Here is a 17344-nt window from a genome sequence, read left to right on the forward strand (position 1 = left end):
AGCGCCTTCTTTTTCATGGAAAAGTACCGCTTTCTCAGCTTGTACAAGCTCAATTGCATTTGCAGGGCATACTTTTATACAAGAGGCGCAGCCGGTGCATTTATCAGCTTCATAAGAAATTTTACCTCTGAAATCAGGCGGTAATGGAATTGGAGGGTTTGGTTTCGCTACGCCAGCTTTGACCTTCTCTAACAATCCCTTAACAGAAGGTGGAGCATATTTTACTGGAAACTTGTTAGTTGCAGGCTTTTTGAAAAGCTGCTTGAATAACTCAAAGAACATTGGAGTAGGCATTTTTTCACACCCCCATAAACAGAAGCTCGTCAAGTACTACAAGTGCAAGCCCACAAAAAGCGAGCACCGTTAGTGGTATGAAATAGGTATACGCCACTTGGTCTATTTTGAGTCTCGCAGCCGCTACTCGCACAAAAGTCACACTGATTATTATAATAATAAGAACTTTCAGTAAGAAGAATAAAATATCCACAACTCTCGCAAGCCACCCGCTCAAGCCCAGGAGCGGCGCCAAGCCCCAGGGAAAGAAGATCGCAACAACCAAAGAGCCTATGGCTACAGTTTTTACTCCATCTGCAAGCACGAAAAGCGCTAGGTTGCGACCAGAATACTCTGCAAGCAACCCGCTACCAATTTCAGTTTCCGCTTCTGGCACATCGAAAGGTATTTTAGAGAGCTCTATAGGAGTAATCACAAGTAACGTGAGTACCAGCAGGCAGAATCCTACAAAACCCAACGGGTGTAGGTTTGGCTCTACAAAGCCCCAAACTGGCTGCGAAGAAATCACAGGTAGAGAGAAGCTACCGAGCTTCCAAGCAACTGCTACTATTGCTACCGCAAGTGGAAACTCATAACTCATCATCATCACCATTTCGCGTTGAGCGCCAACTGTAGCGTAGGGCGAGCCTGAAGCCATACCGCCAATAACTAGCGCAAGTGCAGGTATCATTAAGAGGTAGATAATCAGAATCAGATCACCATAGCCTGAAAGCACAGTTAGTTCTGGAGTGCCTATAGGTACGTAGAGAAGTATAGATATCCCGGCAACTACAGCCACAACAGGTGCAAGATTGAATACCCATTCTATTGCGTTTTCAGGAATTATATTTTCTTTGATTAAGAGCTTGCGCACATCTCTAAAAGGCTGTCTTATCGGCGGGCCAATGCGAGCTTGCATATGAGCTGCAATCTTGCGGTCTATACCTTTATAGAGCAGGCCCACGAAGATAGCGAACAAGCCTAAAATCACAGGGAGCACTAGTATTTTAATTAATAGAAGAAAATCAATACCCATTGCGCATCAGCCTCCTGGTCTTCAGAACACTAAGTCTATGAAGGTCTTCTTTGGTGAGCGTTTTTCTTTTACCATCTTTTATAATTATTACTCTATTTGTGCATGAAATACAAGGGTCTGTAGAAGCTGCTACTATTGGTATGTCTGCAATCTGCTGCCCGAGGAGCATAGGAATCCAAGGTAAGATATTATTGTATGTAGGTGCCCTCGCTTTCCATGTATAGGGCTCTGGTTTGCCTGTAAGTTTAACATAATGGAAAACCTCGCCGCGAGGCGCTTCATGCCTCCCAATACCCTCTCCAACAGCCTTTTTTAATTTTCCAAGCATCACCAAAGGCTTCTTCTCTATCATTATATCTCCGGCAGGCATTGCTCCAACGCAATTTTCTATTATCTCGATCGATTGCTTTAGCTCAAGGAGCCTTACAATAATTCTGTCATACACATCGCCGTTAACAACGCCTGTTAGTAAATCCGGAGTCTGAGCTCTGATATCGAGGTCTGCATACGCAGAATAAGCTTGGTCTTGCCTCACATCTTTGGGCACGCCGCTCGCCCTCGTTGTAGGACCTACAGCACAGAGTTTAAGCGCATCTTCTTTTTTCAAAATACCTGCGTTTTTGCACCTTAGTGCAATTGTAGGATCTTTCAAAAATATATCCATAACTTTTTCAAGCAATCCTTTATAATAATCCAGAGCTTCTTGGACCTTGGGTATTTGCTCTTTAGTTATATCTCTTCTCACACCGCCGATAGTAAAAATAGCTCTTGTAACCCTGTTACCAGTCAGCTCCTCTAAAAGGTCAAGCACTTTTTCCCGTATTCGCCATGTAAGGTACAGAACAGAATCAAACCCAAGTTCATGCGCTGCAACCCCAGCCCATAGAATATGTGAATGGATACGCTCAAGCTCTGCAATTATCACTCGTATATACTGCGCGCGCTCAGGCACTTCAACCTCAGCAGCACGTTCTACAGCCTCGCAGAAGGCGAAAGGATGTGAAACGCAGCATATACCGCATATTCTCTCTGCAAGATACAAAATTTGAATTGGATTGCGTCTCATGCCAGCCCATTCTATACCTCGATGCACATGCCCTAATTTCACATCTACGTTAACTATGCGCTCGCCTTGAATTTCAAATTCGAAGAATACAGGTTCTTTGAGTGCTGGGTGGATAGGACCTATAGGAAGTGTATATGTGGCTTTTGTGGGTTTCATTTTCTTCGCTCCGATAATTTTACTATCATTTTGTCAGGTATGCCTGTCTCATCCTTGCGCCATGGGTATATGCCTTCAGGGAAATCTTCAGGTAGGAAAATCCTGCGCTTATCAGGTATGTTTTCTATAGTGATACCAAACATCTCCTCCTTCTCACGTTCTGTAATAAGAGCTCCGGGTATGAGGTCACAAATACTCTCGATTTTCAAATCTGATTTGGGGAGCTCTACGCATAAGTTCAGAGATATTTCTTTAAGGTGCTCACCATAGTTAACTGAGAAATGATAGATTAGCTCAATACTCTCACCAAGATCGTTCCCTGAGACTACGGCAAGATGCAAGGTAGTAGGGACTAAGAACTGTACTAAGGGTTTAAACGCGCTGCGATCGACTTTCAACCATACTATTTGCGCTTTGTTGCGCTTAACGCCGCAAGGGCGCTCCTCGAAGCGCACTTCTTTTATCTGAGCGCCGAATTTCTGTTTGAGCTTGTCGATAAGCTCTTGGGCGTTCATTTTATTTTCACTTCTTTTCACTTTCTTCAGATAACTTTTCTAATTTGAGCCATGCTTTTACCACGCCGTCAATTATAGCCTCTGGTCTAGGCGGGCAGCCTGGCACATAGACATCTACAGGCACAATTTGGTCTACAGGACCTACAAGATTATAAGACTCGTAGAATACCCCCCCTGTAGCGCCGCAGTTGCCGATAACGAGCACAACTTTTGGGTCTGGTGTCTGTGCGTAAATCCTTTTTAGTTTTGGCTCCATCTGCTTGGTAACAGGGCCTGTAACAAGCAGCACGTCAGCATGCCTTGGTGTACCTACAAGCCTTATCCCAAACCGCTCAACATCGTATCTTGGAGTTAAAGCTGCTATTATTTCTATATCGCAACCATTACAAGAGCCTGTATTAACATGGAATACCCAGATTGCAGGATTGAGCGCTTTCGCTAGTTTTTTTATCATCCCAAACCTCCTGAGAGAAGAGTGATAATCACAAGAAATACAGCCAGCATGAGCACAAGCCATGTGATATAGTCGTTGAGTCGGCCTGCATGCACAGGCGTTATTTTGTTATAATAATTTTTAAGTGCTTGCGCAAACCCCCAATAAACGTTCTCGCCTGGTACTCTTACTCTATCGTATTCTGTAGTTCCTGATAAGTAGGGCTTTACTTGCTCCGTGCCTTTTCTGTAATGAGTTCTGCCGAGCGCTCTAATTGCGTAGACAGCGAGCGCAACGACTATAAAGCTTACGCACCAAACGATTGCGTTCCAGAAGCCCACACCGGTCTCTATATGACCTATCATAGCGGTACCACCCTCGTGATGTATGATAGTTGATCAACAAGTGCATGAACTGCAGGCGTGACTAGCTTCCCGAGCACGATGTCAGGAAAGAGCCCGAAAATTATTATCACAATTGCGAGCAATGCCATTGGAATGAGCATGCTTTTTGGCGCTTCCTCTATGTTCTTGTATTCTTCAACCCTCGGCCCTAAAAATGCAGAATAGAAAACTTTGACTAAAATTGCGAGTGTGACTATACTTGCTAGAATTGCAATTATTGAAAGTACAGGATTAAATTGATAGACAGATTCGTAAATTATCAGTTTAGAAACAAACCCGTTACAGGGCGGCATGCCTGCCAAGCCCAAAGCGCCTATAATGAAAAAGACAGAAGTATATTTTAGGTTCCTACCTAAGCCTGAAAGCTTGTTAAGATCTCGGGTCTTAGTTGCATAAAACACAGCGCCCACTGCAAGGAAGAGCAAAGCTTTACAGGTAGCGTCATTAATAAGATGGAATATTCCGCCTTCCATAGCGCGCATACCATAAGTATCCATTGCGAGCGGATCACTCAAGACCGCAAGCCCCACTCCAAGTGCAAGCAGCATATAACCAATCTGCGAAATTGCAGAATAGGCAAGTAAACGTTTAAAGTCTGTCTGGAGTAAAGCCATTGTAACGCCTACGAAGATAGAGAGCACACCGAGAATTATCACAAGCCAGCCTATAATGAGCGTATTCAGCACCCCGCCGTAGAGCGTAAAGCACACTCTGAAAAGCGCATATAAGCTAGCAAGTGTAGAGCCGACAAGCATTATTGTGATAGGGCATGGGGCTTCTGAGTAAGCGTCAGGAAGCCATTGATGGAGCGGGAAAGAGCCTGCTTTCATAGCAAGCGCGCCTAGCAGAAGCGCTAAAGCTACCTGCTCTACCACTCCGAACTTCAACACACTTGCCAGATAAGCTATATTGAGAGCATCGTATTCGCTATAGAAAAGTGCAGTTGCGAAGAGCACTAGCAAGCCGCCAACAGTACATATTGTCATATATTTATAAGCAGCCTCTGGCGCTTCGCCTCGGTGCATAAAGAACGCTACAAGGGCAGAGCCTGCAATTGAGGTTATTTCTAGAAAAACAAAAAAGTTAAAAAGATCGCCTGTACATACCATCCCAAGCATTCCCGCGAGTAACAAAAAGCTTAAAGTGTAATATTTATCTAGACCAGTATGGGCTTTCATATAACTCAAAGAATAAATACCAGCGAGGAACGCAAGTCCTATTGATACCAAAGCCATTGTAGCGCTAAAAGCGTCAACTTCAAACATTATCCGTACCGGTACGGTATAACCAGCCAGAGTTGCAGCTGGGGATACGCCTCCGAATACGTAAACTGTGGTACCTTTTAGCAACACGTACCTTGCAAGAAGAATGCCGATGATTAACTCGAGAACAAGTGTAGTAACCACAAACCCATTTCTGGCTTTGGGACCTGCTAGCTTGCTGATAAGCAGGGTAGCAAACGCAGCAATTAAAGGTATGGCTACTACTAAAGCTGGCGAATGTATACTCAGCCAATCTAGGGTCATTTTTTTTAGCCTCTCAACCTCATTTTACTAACGTCCGCAGTGTTGTATCGTCTATAAATAAGCATTGCGAAAGAGAGCATTAGAGCTGTGGTTGCAAGCCCTATAACGATACTTGTCAGAGTTAAAGCCTGCGGCGTAGGCAAAACCATCCTCTCAGCCGGAGCGAGCGTGTGGGTATAGATAGGTGCAACTGCGCCTTTTACATAGCCTAGAGTTATCAAGAAAAGGTTTACCCCGCATTCTATAAGCTCTATACCGATAACTATTTTGATAAGATTTCTTTTGAATAATAAGGTATAGAAGCCGAGTGCGATAAGGAGTGCAACTGCAACAAACGGGAAATTGCCGATCATTTTTTCTCTTCTTCCTTTTGCTCTTCGTATTCTTCAGGTAGAAGCCCTACAAGCATGAAAAGCACTATAATACCCAATCCTGCAAGCACCTCAGCACCAACTGCAAGATTCATAAATGGTAATACTCCACCGGTGTTAAGCGCACCTGGGTTAGGCCCCCATAGTGGTACCGTACCGGAAAGCCAGCTTAACGGCGGGGTTCTGCCTACAGCTAAGAAATTAAAGAAGAATGTAGTTGTAAGCCCAAGGAACGCAAGCCCTATAAAGCCAACAAGTCCTGAGGTCTCAACTACAGACATTTTTTCTTTGTTCAAAAATTTAGGAACTATAAGTTTGCCGTAGGCAATTGCAACTAACGCGAAAGCGCTTGCTACTACAGCACCACCTTGGAACCCGCCTCCGGGAGTTAAATGGCCATGTAGTATCACATACAGCCCGAATATTAGAATGAGTGGGTAAAAGATGTTAGTAATAGTTTTTACAATTTTGCTCAAGCCTTCTTCTTTTCGTTCGGCTTCAGAGCGCTTCTCTTCCATCATTCCTCTTCTCAACCTCCTAAACAGTGCTGCAACACCTGTAACTGCAGAGAACAGTACAGTAGCCTCGCCAAGCGTATCGAAGCCTCTATAATCGAACACAACCGCAGTTACAACATTATTTGCGCCACTCTCATTCTGCGCTCCGCCAATAACCTTGTTTTGAGTTTCATTATAATAACCTTTTATAAAGTAATCATCCATTTCTCTCTCCTCAGGCTCGCCAAAAGGATGGAGCTTTACTGCAATGAACAATAAGAACGCAAGCAGGATAAGAAATGAAATGCTAGCGACAATTTTTCGCATTTTTTTCAGTCCTCCTCCTTTCGTAAAGTACCCCTGATCGCAATTACGTAAATAGCGGTTGTCAGCCCTGCACCTATGCCTGCCTGCGCAATCGCCACATCCGGCGCTTGTAAAACGTAAAATTCTAAAGATAGCAGTAACGACATTATTGCAGCTGCGATTGCGCATACCAGTAAATCTTTGAATTTTATTGCTGCATAGCCTGAAACAACTATCATAATAAGCAATGCAATATGCCCAATGCCTGCGACTTCTTCTACCCCAATCATTCTTTTACTTTCCTTTCCTCCTCTAGCTTGTCAACAACCGCTAAGGCTGGCTTTATACCATGCCTATGAGTACCTCTTGCAAGTGCATGCGCTCCTGTAGCTGCAGTAACTACAAGTGCAACTAGCGCCACAGCGGAATGTAAAGAAAGTATTCCGTAACCTGTACTGCCCTCGTACCACAGCACAAAGCCGTAAACTATTACTGCAAGGCTAGTGAAAATAGAGCCGAAAGTAGTGCATTTAGTAGCTGCATGTAGCCTTGTGTACACATCAGGAAATCTAAGCAAGCCTATAGTGCCGAGGCAGTTGAATGTCAATCCTATGCTAATGAATATGTAAACAAGATATTCTATCAAGTTAAGGACCTCCTTCAAGATATTTTGCAATATAGAGAGTGCCTATAAAGGAAAGTATAGCGTAGACAATAGCTACGTCTACATAAATTATACTCTTATAGCCTGCGCTTAAAAGTATCATTGCTGCGATAACAAGTGTGTTGACAATATCGAGCGCTACAGCTCTATCAGGCACAGTAGGACCGAGCAGAGCTCTCATCATCGCAAATATTATAAAAACAAGTAAAGCTGCGCCTGCTACAAGGAATAGGTTGCTTAAATCTATCATTTTATAAGATTACCTTTGTGGTAAGTAGTTAGGGAGTGGTTGCTTTCAGATCTCTGAATCCTGAGTACTAATCCCTGACTTCTACAAATTGCGAGCAATTTGCAGGAGTGAGGATTTGCCTTGGCAATTCCGAAACTACTAACCACTCTCATTCCGCTATCCTCCTCGCCCATTTGGGAAAAGAGCCACATACTTCTTCAGCACTAGGCTCTTTATTTCTTACGTAGATCCAATGAATATACAAATCGTTAGTTTTTTCATCCACATCTACACTTAAAGTGCCTGGTGTTAATGTAATTGAATTTGCAAGTAAAGTCAAGCCTAAGTCTGTTTTTAAGTTTGTCTTTATTTTTACAATCCCAGGCTTTATTTTGCCTGTAATTACACGATACGCAACATCCAAATTAGCTTTCGCCATTGCCAAAAAGAAGGGCGCTAAGTAGCAAATGAACATTAGCCACCTTCTGGGATTGAGCATTCTATAATTTTTCTTCATTAAAAATATTCTATAAGCTACTACTGCTGCGATTGCACTCAGAATTATTCCTGCAATCAACTCGCTCCAGTCCCAGTATAAAATACCTTGTGGGAAGTAAGTTCTGGGGCCTACTGTAAGGAGGAGATAGAACAGGAATGAGATTAGGAAAGTGACCAAAGCCGCACAGAGCATCTCAAATCTGTATATTTTTTGCAGCTTAAAAACTTAACTTGACACCTACTAGAAAGCCGAAATATTAAAGTTTTCATAAACAATAATGTCTTTAGGAATGGCAAGCGTAGATAAGTTCGAGCCTAAGATACTTGCATTTCTGTGCAACTGGTGCGCTTATGCAGGTGCGGATTTGGCTGGTGTGAGCAGAATGCAATACCCACCTAATATAAGAGCGATACGTGTAATGTGCTCTGCTAGAGTAGACCCTGTTTTCGTGCTAGAAGCTTTAAAAAGGGGCGCAGACGGAGTTTTCATAGGCGCATGTCATCCAGGCGATTGCCACTATCAAACAGGCAACTATAAAACTGTACGGAGAGTTATTTTAATGAGAAAGCTTTTGGAGCAACTTGGCGTGGATGGGAAAAGGCTGCGCTTAGAATTTATATCTGCTTCAGAAGGTAAAAAGTTTGCAAGCGCAGTAGAAGATTTCGTTAAAGAACTTCGTGAATTAGGCCCTTTCAAAAAATGAAAAATAAAAAATTAAAAATTGCAATTTACTGGTTCGGCTCCTGCGGGGGCTGCGAGGTAGCTCTAGTGGAGCTCAACGAAAAAATTCTGGAGCTTGCAGAAATTGCAGATATTGTGCTATGGCCTGTAGCACTTGACTTTAAATACGAAGATTTAGAGAAGTTCAAAGCTCAGGAAATAGATATTTCTCTAATCAATGGTTGCATAGCGAATTTTGAAAACGAACAGATTGCTAAAATGCTGAGAGAGAAATCTAAAGTTTTGATAGCTTATGGGAGTTGCGCATGCTTTGGAGGTATACCAGGCTTGGTTAATTTAGCTACTAAAGAAGAAGTTTATAAAATAGCTTATTCAGAAACGCCGAGCACTATCAATCCAAAATTTACAACACCTCAGCAAAGTTATAAAGCCGATGCTCATGAACTAGAGCTACCTGAGTTTTACGGTTATTCTAGAGCTCTCCATCAAGTTGTTGAGGTAGATTATTTTGTACCTGGCTGCGCACCGCCTATTGAGAGTACAGAAAAGCTGTTAGAAATAGCTAAAGAGTTTGCAGCTAAAGGTGCGCTTCCTCCTAAAGGCACAGTAATAGGAAGCGAAAAAAGCGTTTGCGATGAATGTGAACGTGAGAAAGCTGAGAAGAAAAGTATATCTAAAATTTACAGAATTTATGAAAAAGAGGCAGATCCTAAAAAATGCTTGCTTGACCAAGGTATTATATGTATGGGACCTGCGACAAGGGGAGGCTGTAAGGCAAGATGCCTTAACGCAAATCAACCCTGCATTGGCTGTATGGGCGCTTTGCCGGAAGCCCTAGATCAAGGCGCTAAAATGCTCTCCGCACTAGCTTCTATAATAGGTATTGAGGAAGAGAAAGCGCTGAGCGAAGAAGATCTTAAGAAAATCATTGATAAGGTTGCAGACCCAGCAGGCAGCTTTTATAAATTCTCACTTCCTGTAGGAATAATCAGTCGCAAGCACACCGAAAAAAAGTGAACCCAAATGGCAAAGCAAAGAATAACTATCTCGCCAATAACGAGACTTGAGGGACATGGCAGAATAGAGCTGTTTTTAGATAGTAAAGGCAGTCTAGAAAATGCCTATTTCCAAGTGCCAGAGCTGAGAGGGTTTGAACGGTTCTGTGTCGGTAGATTAGCTGAAGATATGCCTGTACTTACATCTAGAATTTGCGGTGTATGCCCTGAATCTCATCATCTATGCTCAACAAAAGCTTTAGATAAATTATTTAAGGTAGAGCCTACAAGAGTAGCTAAGAAACTAAGGGAGCTTTTCTATTCTGCTTACTACATCTACGACCATATTTTACATTTCTATATACTTGCCTCGCCCGATTTTGTTGTAGGCTTAGATGCTAAGCCAGAGGAGCGCAATATTTTAGGAGTAATAAAAAAAGTAGGTCTTGAGGTTGCAAAAGAAGTGATAAAGCACAGAGCTTACGGGCAAAGAGTACTTGAAATTCTAGGCGGTAAGACGATACATCCAACTTTCGGCCTACCTGGCGGCGTGAGTAAAGGATTAAATGAAGAGGAGCGGGCTGAGATAGAGAAAATAGCAAGCTCGTGTATCGAGTTTGCTAAGTTTTCCATAGCGCTTTGGAAAGATAAATTGTTGCCAGCCTACAAGGAACTAATTCTTAACGATGGCTATAAGCTGGAGACTTATTACATGGGACTTGTGGATGAAAGCAACAAAATAAATTTTTACGATGGCAAAATAAGGGTTGTTAGTCCTGACAACAAAGAGTACGCAAAATTTGAAGTTGATAACTATCTTGAGCACATTGCAGAGCGTGTAGAGCCTTGGAGCTATTGCAAATTCCCTTATCTAAAAAAGCTTGGCTGGAAAGGTTTAGAAGCAAGCAAAGATAGCGGTATTTACAGAGTAGGTCCTTTAGCAAGAGTTAATGCAAGTGAAGGGTTTGCTACCAAACTAGCTAACGAAGAGTATAAAAAATTTTATGAGTTTTTCAATTGCAAGCCAGTGCATAATACTCTTGCATATCACTGGGCAAGATTAATAGAAATTTTGTATGCTGCTGAAAGATTGCTGGAGTTAACTCAAGATAAAGAGATTACAGGTAAAGAAATAAGAACTTATCCTAAAAGCGAAGAGAAAGAATCTGAAGGTATAGGCGTAATAGAAGCTGCACGTGGTACTTTGATACATCATTATGTAGCTGATGAAAATAAGTTAATTAAAAAAGTCAATCTTATAGTGGCAACTACTCACAACCACGCTCCGATATCTATTTCTATTAAAGAAGCAGCTAAAAGTTTAATTAAAGAAGGTAAAGTAGATAAAGGAATTTTGAATAAGATAGAGGTTGCATTTAGAGCCTACGATCCATGCTTCGCATGCGCTACCCACGCGCTTCCGGGACATTTGCCATTGGTAGTAAATGTTTACAATGCAAATAAAAAATTAATCAGAAAGATAGCTAATTTTTAGGAATTAAAATAAGAGCAACTATGATGATGTAAAGTAAGTTACGAGAATGCAACTGGTGAATTTAAAGATAAAGGCTTTATCGTTAAAATTTCAGATTTAGGGCAAGAGTTATTTCAAGGGTTTAACACCGCAGTTAATTCTACATCCTTAGGTGCTCCTCCCCCACCACCGATCAGCACCGCATACCTCGCATTGTAAATAAGCGGGTTCTGCCAGCCTTGACTATTAACCTGATTCTCTCCGTACTCGCCATCCGCATCATAAAGTGCGATATCTAGCTCGCCATACTTTACTTCGTAGACGTCAGGCATTCCATCTGCATCCATGTCCTTGTCTTCATAATCATTAATGCCGTCATTATCATCATCGGTATCGCTCGCTAAATTACCATAAGCGTCTCTTATCAAATTGTTATCATTATTCGCAGCTATAGCTATCCTTTCAACATAGCAGTTTGAAGCTGGATTAGTGAGGTCTGCTTTGTTAATGTACCCATCTCCATCCATATCGTAGTCTAATGGGACTAGGTCGTTATAATCGTTTTGGCCGTCGAAGTCTGTATCTGGATTGAACGGAGAAGTTTTGTAACTGAACGTTTTACTGTAGCCGGGGGTTATCTCTTTGTAAAACAAATATCCTTTAGCTCCTTTATCTACAATATATCTTGTCGTTATGCCGTCCATTTCATCCTTGTCACGAATAAGATCCAAGTCTGTGTCAGGATTTAAAGGATCCGTGCCGTAAGCGCTTCCCTCATTAAGATTTGTTAGCTTATCATTATCAAAATCTGCGTTTGCGTTTTCTTTAGTATCCTCTCTTATATATGGATTGAAAACCATAAACATACAATTCTTGATTGTCATTCCAATGATCCTCATCAGTATTAGTAGTGTCTTCAAAATATACGTGTCTTCTATCGTATGATGCATCAATTGTTATTGGTAGAGTGCCGTAGGAAATGTAGATATCGTAATTTTTATTCCAAAAAACGTGGCTATCTTTTATCGTAGGGAAGGTGAATCGGTCACAGTAAATTCCGTACTCGTTATTATAAATTATGCAATCGATAATATTTACCCTTCCTGGAAGCCAATGTACCACACCTTCTACCTCGACATAGTGAGACGAAACATAAATTTTGGAAGTTGAGAAGAGATAGTGGGATCATCAGCCAAACAATCTATCCACCATCCATTTAGGATCGAATTCTATAAAATCCTCGTAACCCTGACCTGTACTCAAAAACAAGATAGGCTTACCTATAGTATAGGCGACTGAGAGAGCAGCTCCACCTTTAGCATCCGCATCTATTTTTGTTAATATAACTGCATCTATGCCTAACTCGTCATTAAAAGTTTTAGCCTGCTCCACAGCATCGTTACCTGTAAGAGCATCGCCAACGAAAATTATAAAGTCAGGAGCGATAACACGATTGAGCTTTTTCATTTCGTCCATAAGATTAACATTAGTCTGCATTCTTCCAGCAGTATCAATGAGTACAAAATCGATATTACGAGCTTTTGCATGCTCTACCGCATCGTAAGCCACAGCTGCAGGATCGCTGCCAGGCAAATGCTTGATTAGCTTTGCACCTAATGCACTAGCATGCTTCTCTAACTGCTCAATAGCTCCTGCTCTAAAAGTATCGCTTGCAGCTAAAACACAACGATAATTACTCTTCTTTAACCTCCAAGCTAATTTAGCAATTGCACTCGTCTTTCCAGAGCCGTTTATACCTACAAAAAGCAACTTTATTGGCTTCTGGCGCTCTGAAACAAGTTTATCAAAATCAGAGACTGCAGAATGAAGTATATTTGAAATTGCGCTTTTTAAAGTTTCCTCAATAACACTTTTCACGTCTCTACCAAGCTTCTTGGTGGCTAGCTCCTTCTTCACATCTTCTTTTATTTTATCGATCACAGGAAGCGCTACATCCGCTTCCAGCATAATAAGTTCTAAAGCCCACAGTATTTTATCGATTTTTGTCTCCTTCGGCAAAGGCTCAGCTTTTAGCTCCTCTTCCGTCTTCTTATGCAATATTTTAAGTTTTTCTTTTAGAGCTTTGAACATTTTTACTTTGACTGCGCTTCGTAAAGCGCTCTAATTCTTTCTGTGAGTTTAGTAATATCGCTTTGTACCTTCTCAGCCTGGTCTGAAATTCTAATTCTTGCACTCTCAATTTCTTTCAGTCTATCTTCTACCCTTTTTATAGCTTCAGCTACGCTCTTCTCTACAGTGACATCTCCGCCAATCCCTACAAGAGCTTTTCCTATTTTATCAATTTTTGCGTAAAGAAATATTTCACCGCCTATAGGCACAAGAATTTCATTGCCATCAGATAGTTTATCGTAATTGGTAAGAGTTTCTTTGGCTCTTAGATTGTCGTTATAAGTAATATCTAAAAGTGCTATCTGCTTCTCAAGAGTGCTAAACTGGGCTTTCTTCAGCTCTAATAAATAAACAGTTTCTTGCAATTCCCTAGCTTTGGTCTCTTCCTTTTCTTTCATATTTATTCGCTTTTCTTCTTTACCACGAGTGTAGCGTGGTCTTTCCTTACAATAACAACTCTGGTTCTCTGAGGAATTGTCTCGTCCTCGCTCTTCGCCCGCCAATATTCGCCTTTAAACATTACGAAACCTTCTTTTCCTTTAGAAATTTCCTCTATAGTTTCTGCTTCTTCGCCAACAAACTCGCCAATTGCAGGCTTCTTCCGCCTTATTTTTATAATTTTGAATAATGCGAATATGAAAAAACCTGCGACTACAGCTGGAGGAGCAAGTAAAGTAATCACTAACTGTTTTTGAAACTCCTCTGATACAAGCCATCTGGGGTATGTCATTGGTATTAAGAATACAGTTCCAATTATTAAACATATTATTCCTGCAATTCCTATAATTCCGAAGCCTGGCGTGAATAGTTCTATAAGCAGTAGAGCACTTCCGAAGATAACTAAAAACAGCGCCACATAATTAAGCTCGAAGCCTGTACCTATCAGTCCTAAGCATATGCAGATAATTCCTAAAATTTCAGCTCCGTGGCCTGGCGTGGAAATACCGAAAATCAGTCCGAAAATTCCTAGCATTAGAAGTAGTGACGCAAGAAGTGGATTTGATAGTACTTTTAAAATTTGTAGTTTAATTGATGGCTCATAATATACTATTTGCGCGTTTGCAGTACTCAAAGTTAAATTGCCAATACTTGTGGTTACGTTCATTCCGTCAGCCTGCTCCAAAAGCTCTTGAATAGAGCTTGCAATAATTTCTATAACTCCTAGCTCGTTAGCTTCAGTAGCGTTGAGATTGCGATTCTCAGTAACGAACTTTTCTACAACCGATACATTGCGATTGTGTATACTCGCATGCTCTTGCAGGATTTTTACTAAGTGATTTATAGTTTTGTTCTCAGTTATGTACTTACTACCCTCCGGAGTGACTTCTATAGGCTGGCATGAACCTATAATAGTATGAGGAGCCATTGCTGCGATATGAGTACTCATAAGAATGAAAGTACCTGCTGAAACTGCATGCGCTGCTAGGGGATAAACATAGCCTATTATAGGTATTGGCGAGCTAGCTATTAGCTGAGTAATCTGAAAAGTCTCGCTTAGCCCTCCACCAGGGGTGTTGAGTATGATTATTAAAGCATTAGCTCCTAAAGATTGAGCTTTTTCTAAAGCTTCTTTTAAAATTTCAGGTGTAGCTGGGGTTATAGGCTCTTCTATTTTTACAACCAATACTCTGGTTTGCTGTGCCTTTGTACTATCAGCTATGTAAAAATTCTGCACTAAAATCAGTATTAGGATTACAAAAGCAAGTTTTTTAGTTGCCATTTAATTTTTTTATTCTTTAGCTACTTTCTGTACAGCTTTAGCAATTCCTGCAATTGCGCCTATTTCGCCGCCAGGCACTACAATAAGATTTTTCTCACGTGCAATTTCAGTGAGAGTTTGGAGCTCTCTGAGCCTTAATGAAACAGGCGCTCTCTCATACTGCTCTGCAGCTTCTCGCATTTTCTGAGCTGCCTGTAACTCGCCTTCAGCCATTATTATTCTTGAGCGCCTCTCTCGCTCAGCTTCAGCTTGCTTAGCAATAGCTCTAAGCATAGTCTCGGGCAAAGCTACATCTTTAATAGTTACTGCGCTGACCTTTATTCCCCAAGGGTCTGTAGCTGTATCTAAAACCTCTTGTAAGCGCTTGTTAAGCTCTTCTCTCTTAGAGAGCAAATCATCTAATTCTACCTGCCCCAAAATATCTCGTAAGGTAGTTTGAGAAAGTAAAGTAGTTGCGTAAATGTATTGCTGAACTTGCACAACAGCTTTCTGGGGATCGAATACTCTGTAATATACCACTGCATCTACATCTACAGTAACATTATCTTTTGTGACTACTCTCTGCTTTGTTACATCTATCACCATAGTACGCAAGTCTATTCTCACCATTTGATCTATTATAGGAATAATGAAAAATATGCCAGGCCCTTTAGGCCTGCCCAGCAATCTACCAAGCCTAAAAATCACAACCCTTTCGTATTCACGCACTATTTTTATTGCGTTCGCCAAAATTATAATTATTACAATAGCTACTACTGCAAGACATATAGCCCAAATTTCCATATTTTCATCACCTGCTAACAAATTATTCTGCGTTGTATTAAATGTTTGCCAACTACTTGAGAATGTTTATATAGACCGAATAAAATTTATTGTTGAATGAAATTTAAAATTTTCACTCGTAAAAACTTCTTTGCAATACTTACAATAGTATTTTTATTACTATCACTTTACGCAGGCTATGTTGGAGGCGCTGTTAATACTGCGCTCTGGATTGTCTTTGCATTACTTGCATTCGCATCCATTTACAAAGCCTTTCCTAACTTCTGGAAATATTCATTTCTATTGCTTGTAATCTACGTTTTCGCAGGTATTGGCGGAAGCCTTTTAACTACCAGACTTTTGATATTTATGGCGATTGGACTGGTTTGTGAAGTTATAGCTGTGCTGACAATGCATACAGTTGCCAGTAAAGTTATAAAGCTTAGAGAGCAGTACGGCTACTGCCCGCTCGGCTTGTGGTTTGTTGCTTTAATGTTGTTTTTTATATTCTCGAACATTTCTCTCTCAGATTGGGCTCGCTGGGTCGTAGGTAAAAGCAATCTTTCACTATACATTTTGGCTGAGGCTGCTCTCATACTATTATTAATCTATATTTTATGGCTTCCTGGAGCCAGGCTCAAATATGTAAACACATGCAGATTTTGTAACGCAAGTATTAGATTTGAAGCTTTAGCATGCCCTTCATGCGGGTACGAAAGAAAAGTGGCATACTGCGCTAAAGGTGAGCACTGGCTTGTAGAATGCAAGTTCTGTAAAGCTCTTACTATATATGGTAGAGATAAATGTATGGCTTGCATAAAGAGCTTACCTAAAAAGCTAGAGTGTGAGTTCTGTGGAACTACTTCGAGCTTGCGAGATTGGAAGAAATTAGATTAGCTTTCTCAAAGCTCTTCTGCGCTTCTTTCTGAGCTCTTCACTTGAGTATGGTAAAAGGAATTTTAGTGCGTAAATAAAAATGGAAATTACGTAGCAAACCGCAAATACTGTGTAACATTCCAGAGATATAATATTTAGATTGGTGACGAAGGCTGCTGAGTTAAATATTGAATGTATTAAAATTGTCCATCCTAACATTAAGAGCAATTTAGAAGTCGCAACTCCCAAACCTAGAATTGTGCTTGTTGCTCCTTGTAAAAAGGGCTGTCCTATTGTTATAATTACTGTAAGAGCTGCAAGATAGTAATTAGCGCTTTTCAAAGCAGGTGTGAGTGCTGCGAAAGATAAGCTGAAATTGTACATAGCGCCGAACCCAAGTCCTAGCGCAAGTCCGTAAAATGTGGTTGAAGGCACGGCTTTAAACTTCTGCCTTCCTAATACGAACAATTTGAGTAAAGTTTGAAATATTGCCAAGCCTGGTATCGAGATAACGCAGAATGTTATGTGTGCTTCTTTTGGATTTAAACTAAAAAACCTAAACAGTTCGAAGATTACAGCTACCAAGCCCAAGAACAGACCTAAAACGAACATTTTGAAAAGGGTTCTTTCCTCAAAAAGCCCTTCGTAGCCTTTGAGTGAAAAGAACAACAGTGCAAGTGCAGGTACGGGCCCTATAAGAACGCCAAGTAATGATTCAAGCATTATTTTTT

At 41.0% G+C, this 17344-nt stretch carries 23 protein-coding genes; 4 read left to right on the forward strand and 19 right to left on the reverse strand.

What is annotated here, in order from left to right:
* The 13 genes from QMD21_04245 to QMD21_04305 form a co-directional block, all read right to left on the reverse strand.
* Positions 1-294 (reverse strand): 4Fe-4S binding protein (locus QMD21_04245; GenBank protein ID MDI6855973.1); only part of this gene is annotated, 294 nt, incomplete at its 3' end.
* A gap of 4 nt (positions 295-298) precedes the next feature.
* A complete protein-coding gene (locus QMD21_04250) occupies positions 299-1309 on the reverse strand; it encodes an NADH-quinone oxidoreductase subunit H (GenBank protein MDI6855974.1) in 1011 nt (336 codons plus the stop codon).
* The gene (locus tag QMD21_04255) at positions 1299-2531 is read right to left on the reverse strand and encodes a nickel-dependent hydrogenase large subunit (protein ID MDI6855975.1); all 1233 of its coding nucleotides are present in this window, start codon (positions 2529-2531) and stop codon (positions 1299-1301) included. The genes QMD21_04250 and QMD21_04255 overlap by 11 nt, the downstream gene beginning before the upstream one ends.
* A complete protein-coding gene (locus QMD21_04260; GenBank protein ID MDI6855976.1) occupies positions 2528-3046 on the reverse strand; it encodes an NADH-quinone oxidoreductase subunit C in 519 nt (172 codons plus the stop codon). Before QMD21_04260 ends, QMD21_04255 begins: the two co-directional genes overlap by 4 nt.
* Before the next feature lie 7 nt (positions 3047-3053).
* Complete coding sequence (locus QMD21_04265; protein MDI6855977.1) at positions 3054-3500, reverse strand: NADH-quinone oxidoreductase subunit B family protein; 447 nt, start codon at positions 3498-3500, stop codon at positions 3054-3056.
* A complete protein-coding gene (locus QMD21_04270; GenBank protein ID MDI6855978.1) occupies positions 3497-3844 on the reverse strand; it encodes a hydrogenase in 348 nt (115 codons plus the stop codon). The genes QMD21_04265 and QMD21_04270 overlap by 4 nt, the downstream gene beginning before the upstream one ends.
* Positions 3841-5409, reverse strand: a complete 1569-nt coding sequence (locus QMD21_04275; GenBank protein MDI6855979.1) for a proton-conducting transporter membrane subunit — start codon at positions 5407-5409, stop codon at positions 3841-3843. The genes QMD21_04270 and QMD21_04275 overlap by 4 nt, the downstream gene beginning before the upstream one ends.
* 5 nt (positions 5410-5414) lie before the next feature.
* Positions 5415-5762, reverse strand: a complete 348-nt coding sequence (locus QMD21_04280; protein ID MDI6855980.1) for a sodium:proton antiporter — start codon at positions 5760-5762, stop codon at positions 5415-5417.
* Positions 5759-6604, reverse strand: a complete 846-nt coding sequence (locus QMD21_04285) for an MnhB domain-containing protein (GenBank protein ID MDI6855981.1) — start codon at positions 6602-6604, stop codon at positions 5759-5761. Before QMD21_04285 ends, QMD21_04280 begins: the two co-directional genes overlap by 4 nt.
* Before the next feature lie 5 nt (positions 6605-6609).
* Complete coding sequence (locus QMD21_04290) at positions 6610-6873, reverse strand: DUF4040 domain-containing protein (GenBank protein MDI6855982.1); 264 nt, start codon at positions 6871-6873, stop codon at positions 6610-6612.
* Entirely contained in the window at positions 6870-7229 is a 360-nt protein-coding gene (gene mnhG / locus QMD21_04295; protein MDI6855983.1) for a monovalent cation/H(+) antiporter subunit G, read from the reverse strand. Before mnhG ends, QMD21_04290 begins: the two co-directional genes overlap by 4 nt.
* A gap of 1 nt (position 7230) precedes the next feature.
* Positions 7231-7497, reverse strand: coding sequence for a monovalent cation/H+ antiporter complex subunit F (locus QMD21_04300; GenBank protein MDI6855984.1), 267 nt, complete (start codon positions 7495-7497; stop codon positions 7231-7233).
* Positions 7498-7645: 148 nt separating this feature from the next.
* Positions 7646-8167, reverse strand: coding sequence for a Na+/H+ antiporter subunit E (locus QMD21_04305; GenBank protein ID MDI6855985.1), 522 nt, complete (start codon positions 8165-8167; stop codon positions 7646-7648).
* Positions 8168-8264: 97 nt separating this feature from the next.
* Here QMD21_04305 and QMD21_04310 point away from each other — a divergent pair, with 97 nt between their 5' ends.
* The 3 genes from QMD21_04310 to QMD21_04320 are packed head-to-tail and all read left to right on the forward strand — an operon-like array spanning position 8265 to position 11146.
* Positions 8265-8678 carry a hydrogenase iron-sulfur subunit gene (locus QMD21_04310; GenBank protein ID MDI6855986.1) on the forward strand — a complete coding sequence of 138 codons (414 nt, stop codon included), beginning with the start codon at positions 8265-8267 and terminating at the stop codon, positions 8676-8678.
* Positions 8675-9673: an oxidoreductase gene (locus QMD21_04315; protein MDI6855987.1), complete on the forward strand. Its 999-nt coding sequence runs from the start codon at positions 8675-8677 to the stop codon at positions 9671-9673. Before QMD21_04310 ends, QMD21_04315 begins: the two co-directional genes overlap by 4 nt.
* A 6-nt stretch (positions 9674-9679) precedes the next feature.
* Complete coding sequence (locus QMD21_04320) at positions 9680-11146, forward strand: Ni/Fe hydrogenase subunit alpha (protein MDI6855988.1); 1467 nt, start codon at positions 9680-9682, stop codon at positions 11144-11146.
* Between the two features lie 113 nt (positions 11147-11259).
* On the opposite strand, the gene QMD21_04325 is transcribed toward QMD21_04320, so the two are convergent.
* The 5 genes from QMD21_04325 to QMD21_04345 form a co-directional block, all read right to left on the reverse strand.
* Positions 11260-11985 carry a hypothetical protein gene (locus QMD21_04325; protein ID MDI6855989.1) on the reverse strand — a complete coding sequence of 242 codons (726 nt, stop codon included), beginning with the start codon at positions 11983-11985 and terminating at the stop codon, positions 11260-11262.
* A gap of 328 nt (positions 11986-12313) precedes the next feature.
* Positions 12314-13216 (reverse strand): signal recognition particle-docking protein FtsY, encoded by a 903-nt coding sequence (gene ftsY, locus QMD21_04330; protein MDI6855990.1) that lies wholly within the window; start codon positions 13214-13216, stop codon positions 12314-12316.
* 2 nt (positions 13217-13218) lie between these two features.
* Entirely contained in the window at positions 13219-13653 is a 435-nt protein-coding gene (pfdA, locus tag QMD21_04335) for a prefoldin subunit alpha (protein ID MDI6855991.1), read from the reverse strand.
* 2 nt (positions 13654-13655) lie between these two features.
* Positions 13656-14975, reverse strand: a complete 1320-nt coding sequence (locus QMD21_04340) for a nodulation protein NfeD (GenBank protein MDI6855992.1) — start codon at positions 14973-14975, stop codon at positions 13656-13658.
* A gap of 9 nt (positions 14976-14984) precedes the next feature.
* Entirely contained in the window at positions 14985-15758 is a 774-nt protein-coding gene (locus QMD21_04345; GenBank protein MDI6855993.1) for a slipin family protein, read from the reverse strand.
* Between the two features lie 96 nt (positions 15759-15854).
* On the opposite strand from QMD21_04345, the gene QMD21_04350 reads away from it, so the two are divergent.
* On the forward strand, positions 15855-16634 hold the full coding sequence (locus QMD21_04350; GenBank protein MDI6855994.1) for a hypothetical protein: 780 nt from the start codon (positions 15855-15857) through the stop codon (positions 16632-16634).
* On the opposite strand, the gene QMD21_04355 is transcribed toward QMD21_04350, so the two are convergent.
* Positions 16626-17344: hypothetical protein (locus QMD21_04355; GenBank protein MDI6855995.1), on the reverse strand; the 719-nt coding region annotated here is incomplete at its 5' end. The two genes, QMD21_04350 and QMD21_04355, sit on opposite strands and share 9 nt — an antisense overlap.

This window comes from Candidatus Thermoplasmatota archaeon (genome assembly GCA_030018475.1).
Taxonomy (GTDB): domain Archaea; phylum Thermoplasmatota; class JASEFT01; order JASEFT01; family JASEFT01; genus JASEFT01.

Excerpts from the sequence above, each read along its gene's own strand:
- QMD21_04250 (MDI6855974.1), bottom strand. The coding sequence starts at position 1,309 with ATGGGTATTGATTTTCTTCTATTAATTAAAATACTAGTGCTCCCTGTG.
- QMD21_04255 (MDI6855975.1), bottom strand. The coding sequence starts at position 2,531 with ATGAAACCCACAAAAGCCACATATACACTTCCTATAGGTCCTATCCAC.
- QMD21_04260 (MDI6855976.1), bottom strand. The coding sequence starts at position 3,046 with ATGAACGCCCAAGAGCTTATCGACAAGCTCAAACAGAAATTCGGCGCT.
- QMD21_04265 (MDI6855977.1), bottom strand. The coding sequence starts at position 3,500 with ATGATAAAAAAACTAGCGAAAGCGCTCAATCCTGCAATCTGGGTATTC.
- QMD21_04270 (MDI6855978.1), bottom strand. The coding sequence starts at position 3,844 with ATGATAGGTCATATAGAGACCGGTGTGGGCTTCTGGAACGCAATCGTT.
- QMD21_04275 (MDI6855979.1), bottom strand. The coding sequence starts at position 5,409 with ATGACCCTAGATTGGCTGAGTATACATTCGCCAGCTTTAGTAGTAGCC.
- QMD21_04280 (MDI6855980.1), bottom strand. The coding sequence starts at position 5,762 with ATGATCGGCAATTTCCCGTTTGTTGCAGTTGCACTCCTTATCGCACTC.
- QMD21_04285 (MDI6855981.1), bottom strand. The coding sequence starts at position 6,604 with ATGCGAAAAATTGTCGCTAGCATTTCATTTCTTATCCTGCTTGCGTTC.
- QMD21_04290 (MDI6855982.1), bottom strand. The coding sequence starts at position 6,873 with ATGATTGGGGTAGAAGAAGTCGCAGGCATTGGGCATATTGCATTGCTT.
- QMD21_04300 (MDI6855984.1), bottom strand. The coding sequence starts at position 7,497 with ATGATAGATTTAAGCAACCTATTCCTTGTAGCAGGCGCAGCTTTACTT.
- QMD21_04305 (MDI6855985.1), bottom strand. The coding sequence starts at position 8,167 with ATGCTCTGTGCGGCTTTGGTCACTTTCCTAATCTCATTCCTGTTCTAT.
- QMD21_04310 (MDI6855986.1), top strand. The coding sequence starts at position 8,265 with ATGGCAAGCGTAGATAAGTTCGAGCCTAAGATACTTGCATTTCTGTGC.
- QMD21_04315 (MDI6855987.1), top strand. The coding sequence starts at position 8,675 with ATGAAAAATAAAAAATTAAAAATTGCAATTTACTGGTTCGGCTCCTGC.
- QMD21_04320 (MDI6855988.1), top strand. The coding sequence starts at position 9,680 with ATGGCAAAGCAAAGAATAACTATCTCGCCAATAACGAGACTTGAGGGA.
- QMD21_04325 (MDI6855989.1), bottom strand. The coding sequence starts at position 11,985 with ATGGTTTTCAATCCATATATAAGAGAGGATACTAAAGAAAACGCAAAC.
- ftsY (MDI6855990.1), bottom strand. The coding sequence starts at position 13,216 with ATGTTCAAAGCTCTAAAAGAAAAACTTAAAATATTGCATAAGAAGACG.
- pfdA (MDI6855991.1), bottom strand. The coding sequence starts at position 13,653 with ATGAAAGAAAAGGAAGAGACCAAAGCTAGGGAATTGCAAGAAACTGTT.
- QMD21_04340 (MDI6855992.1), bottom strand. The coding sequence starts at position 14,975 with ATGGCAACTAAAAAACTTGCTTTTGTAATCCTAATACTGATTTTAGTG.
- QMD21_04345 (MDI6855993.1), bottom strand. The coding sequence starts at position 15,758 with ATGGAAATTTGGGCTATATGTCTTGCAGTAGTAGCTATTGTAATAATT.
- QMD21_04350 (MDI6855994.1), top strand. The coding sequence starts at position 15,855 with ATGAAATTTAAAATTTTCACTCGTAAAAACTTCTTTGCAATACTTACA.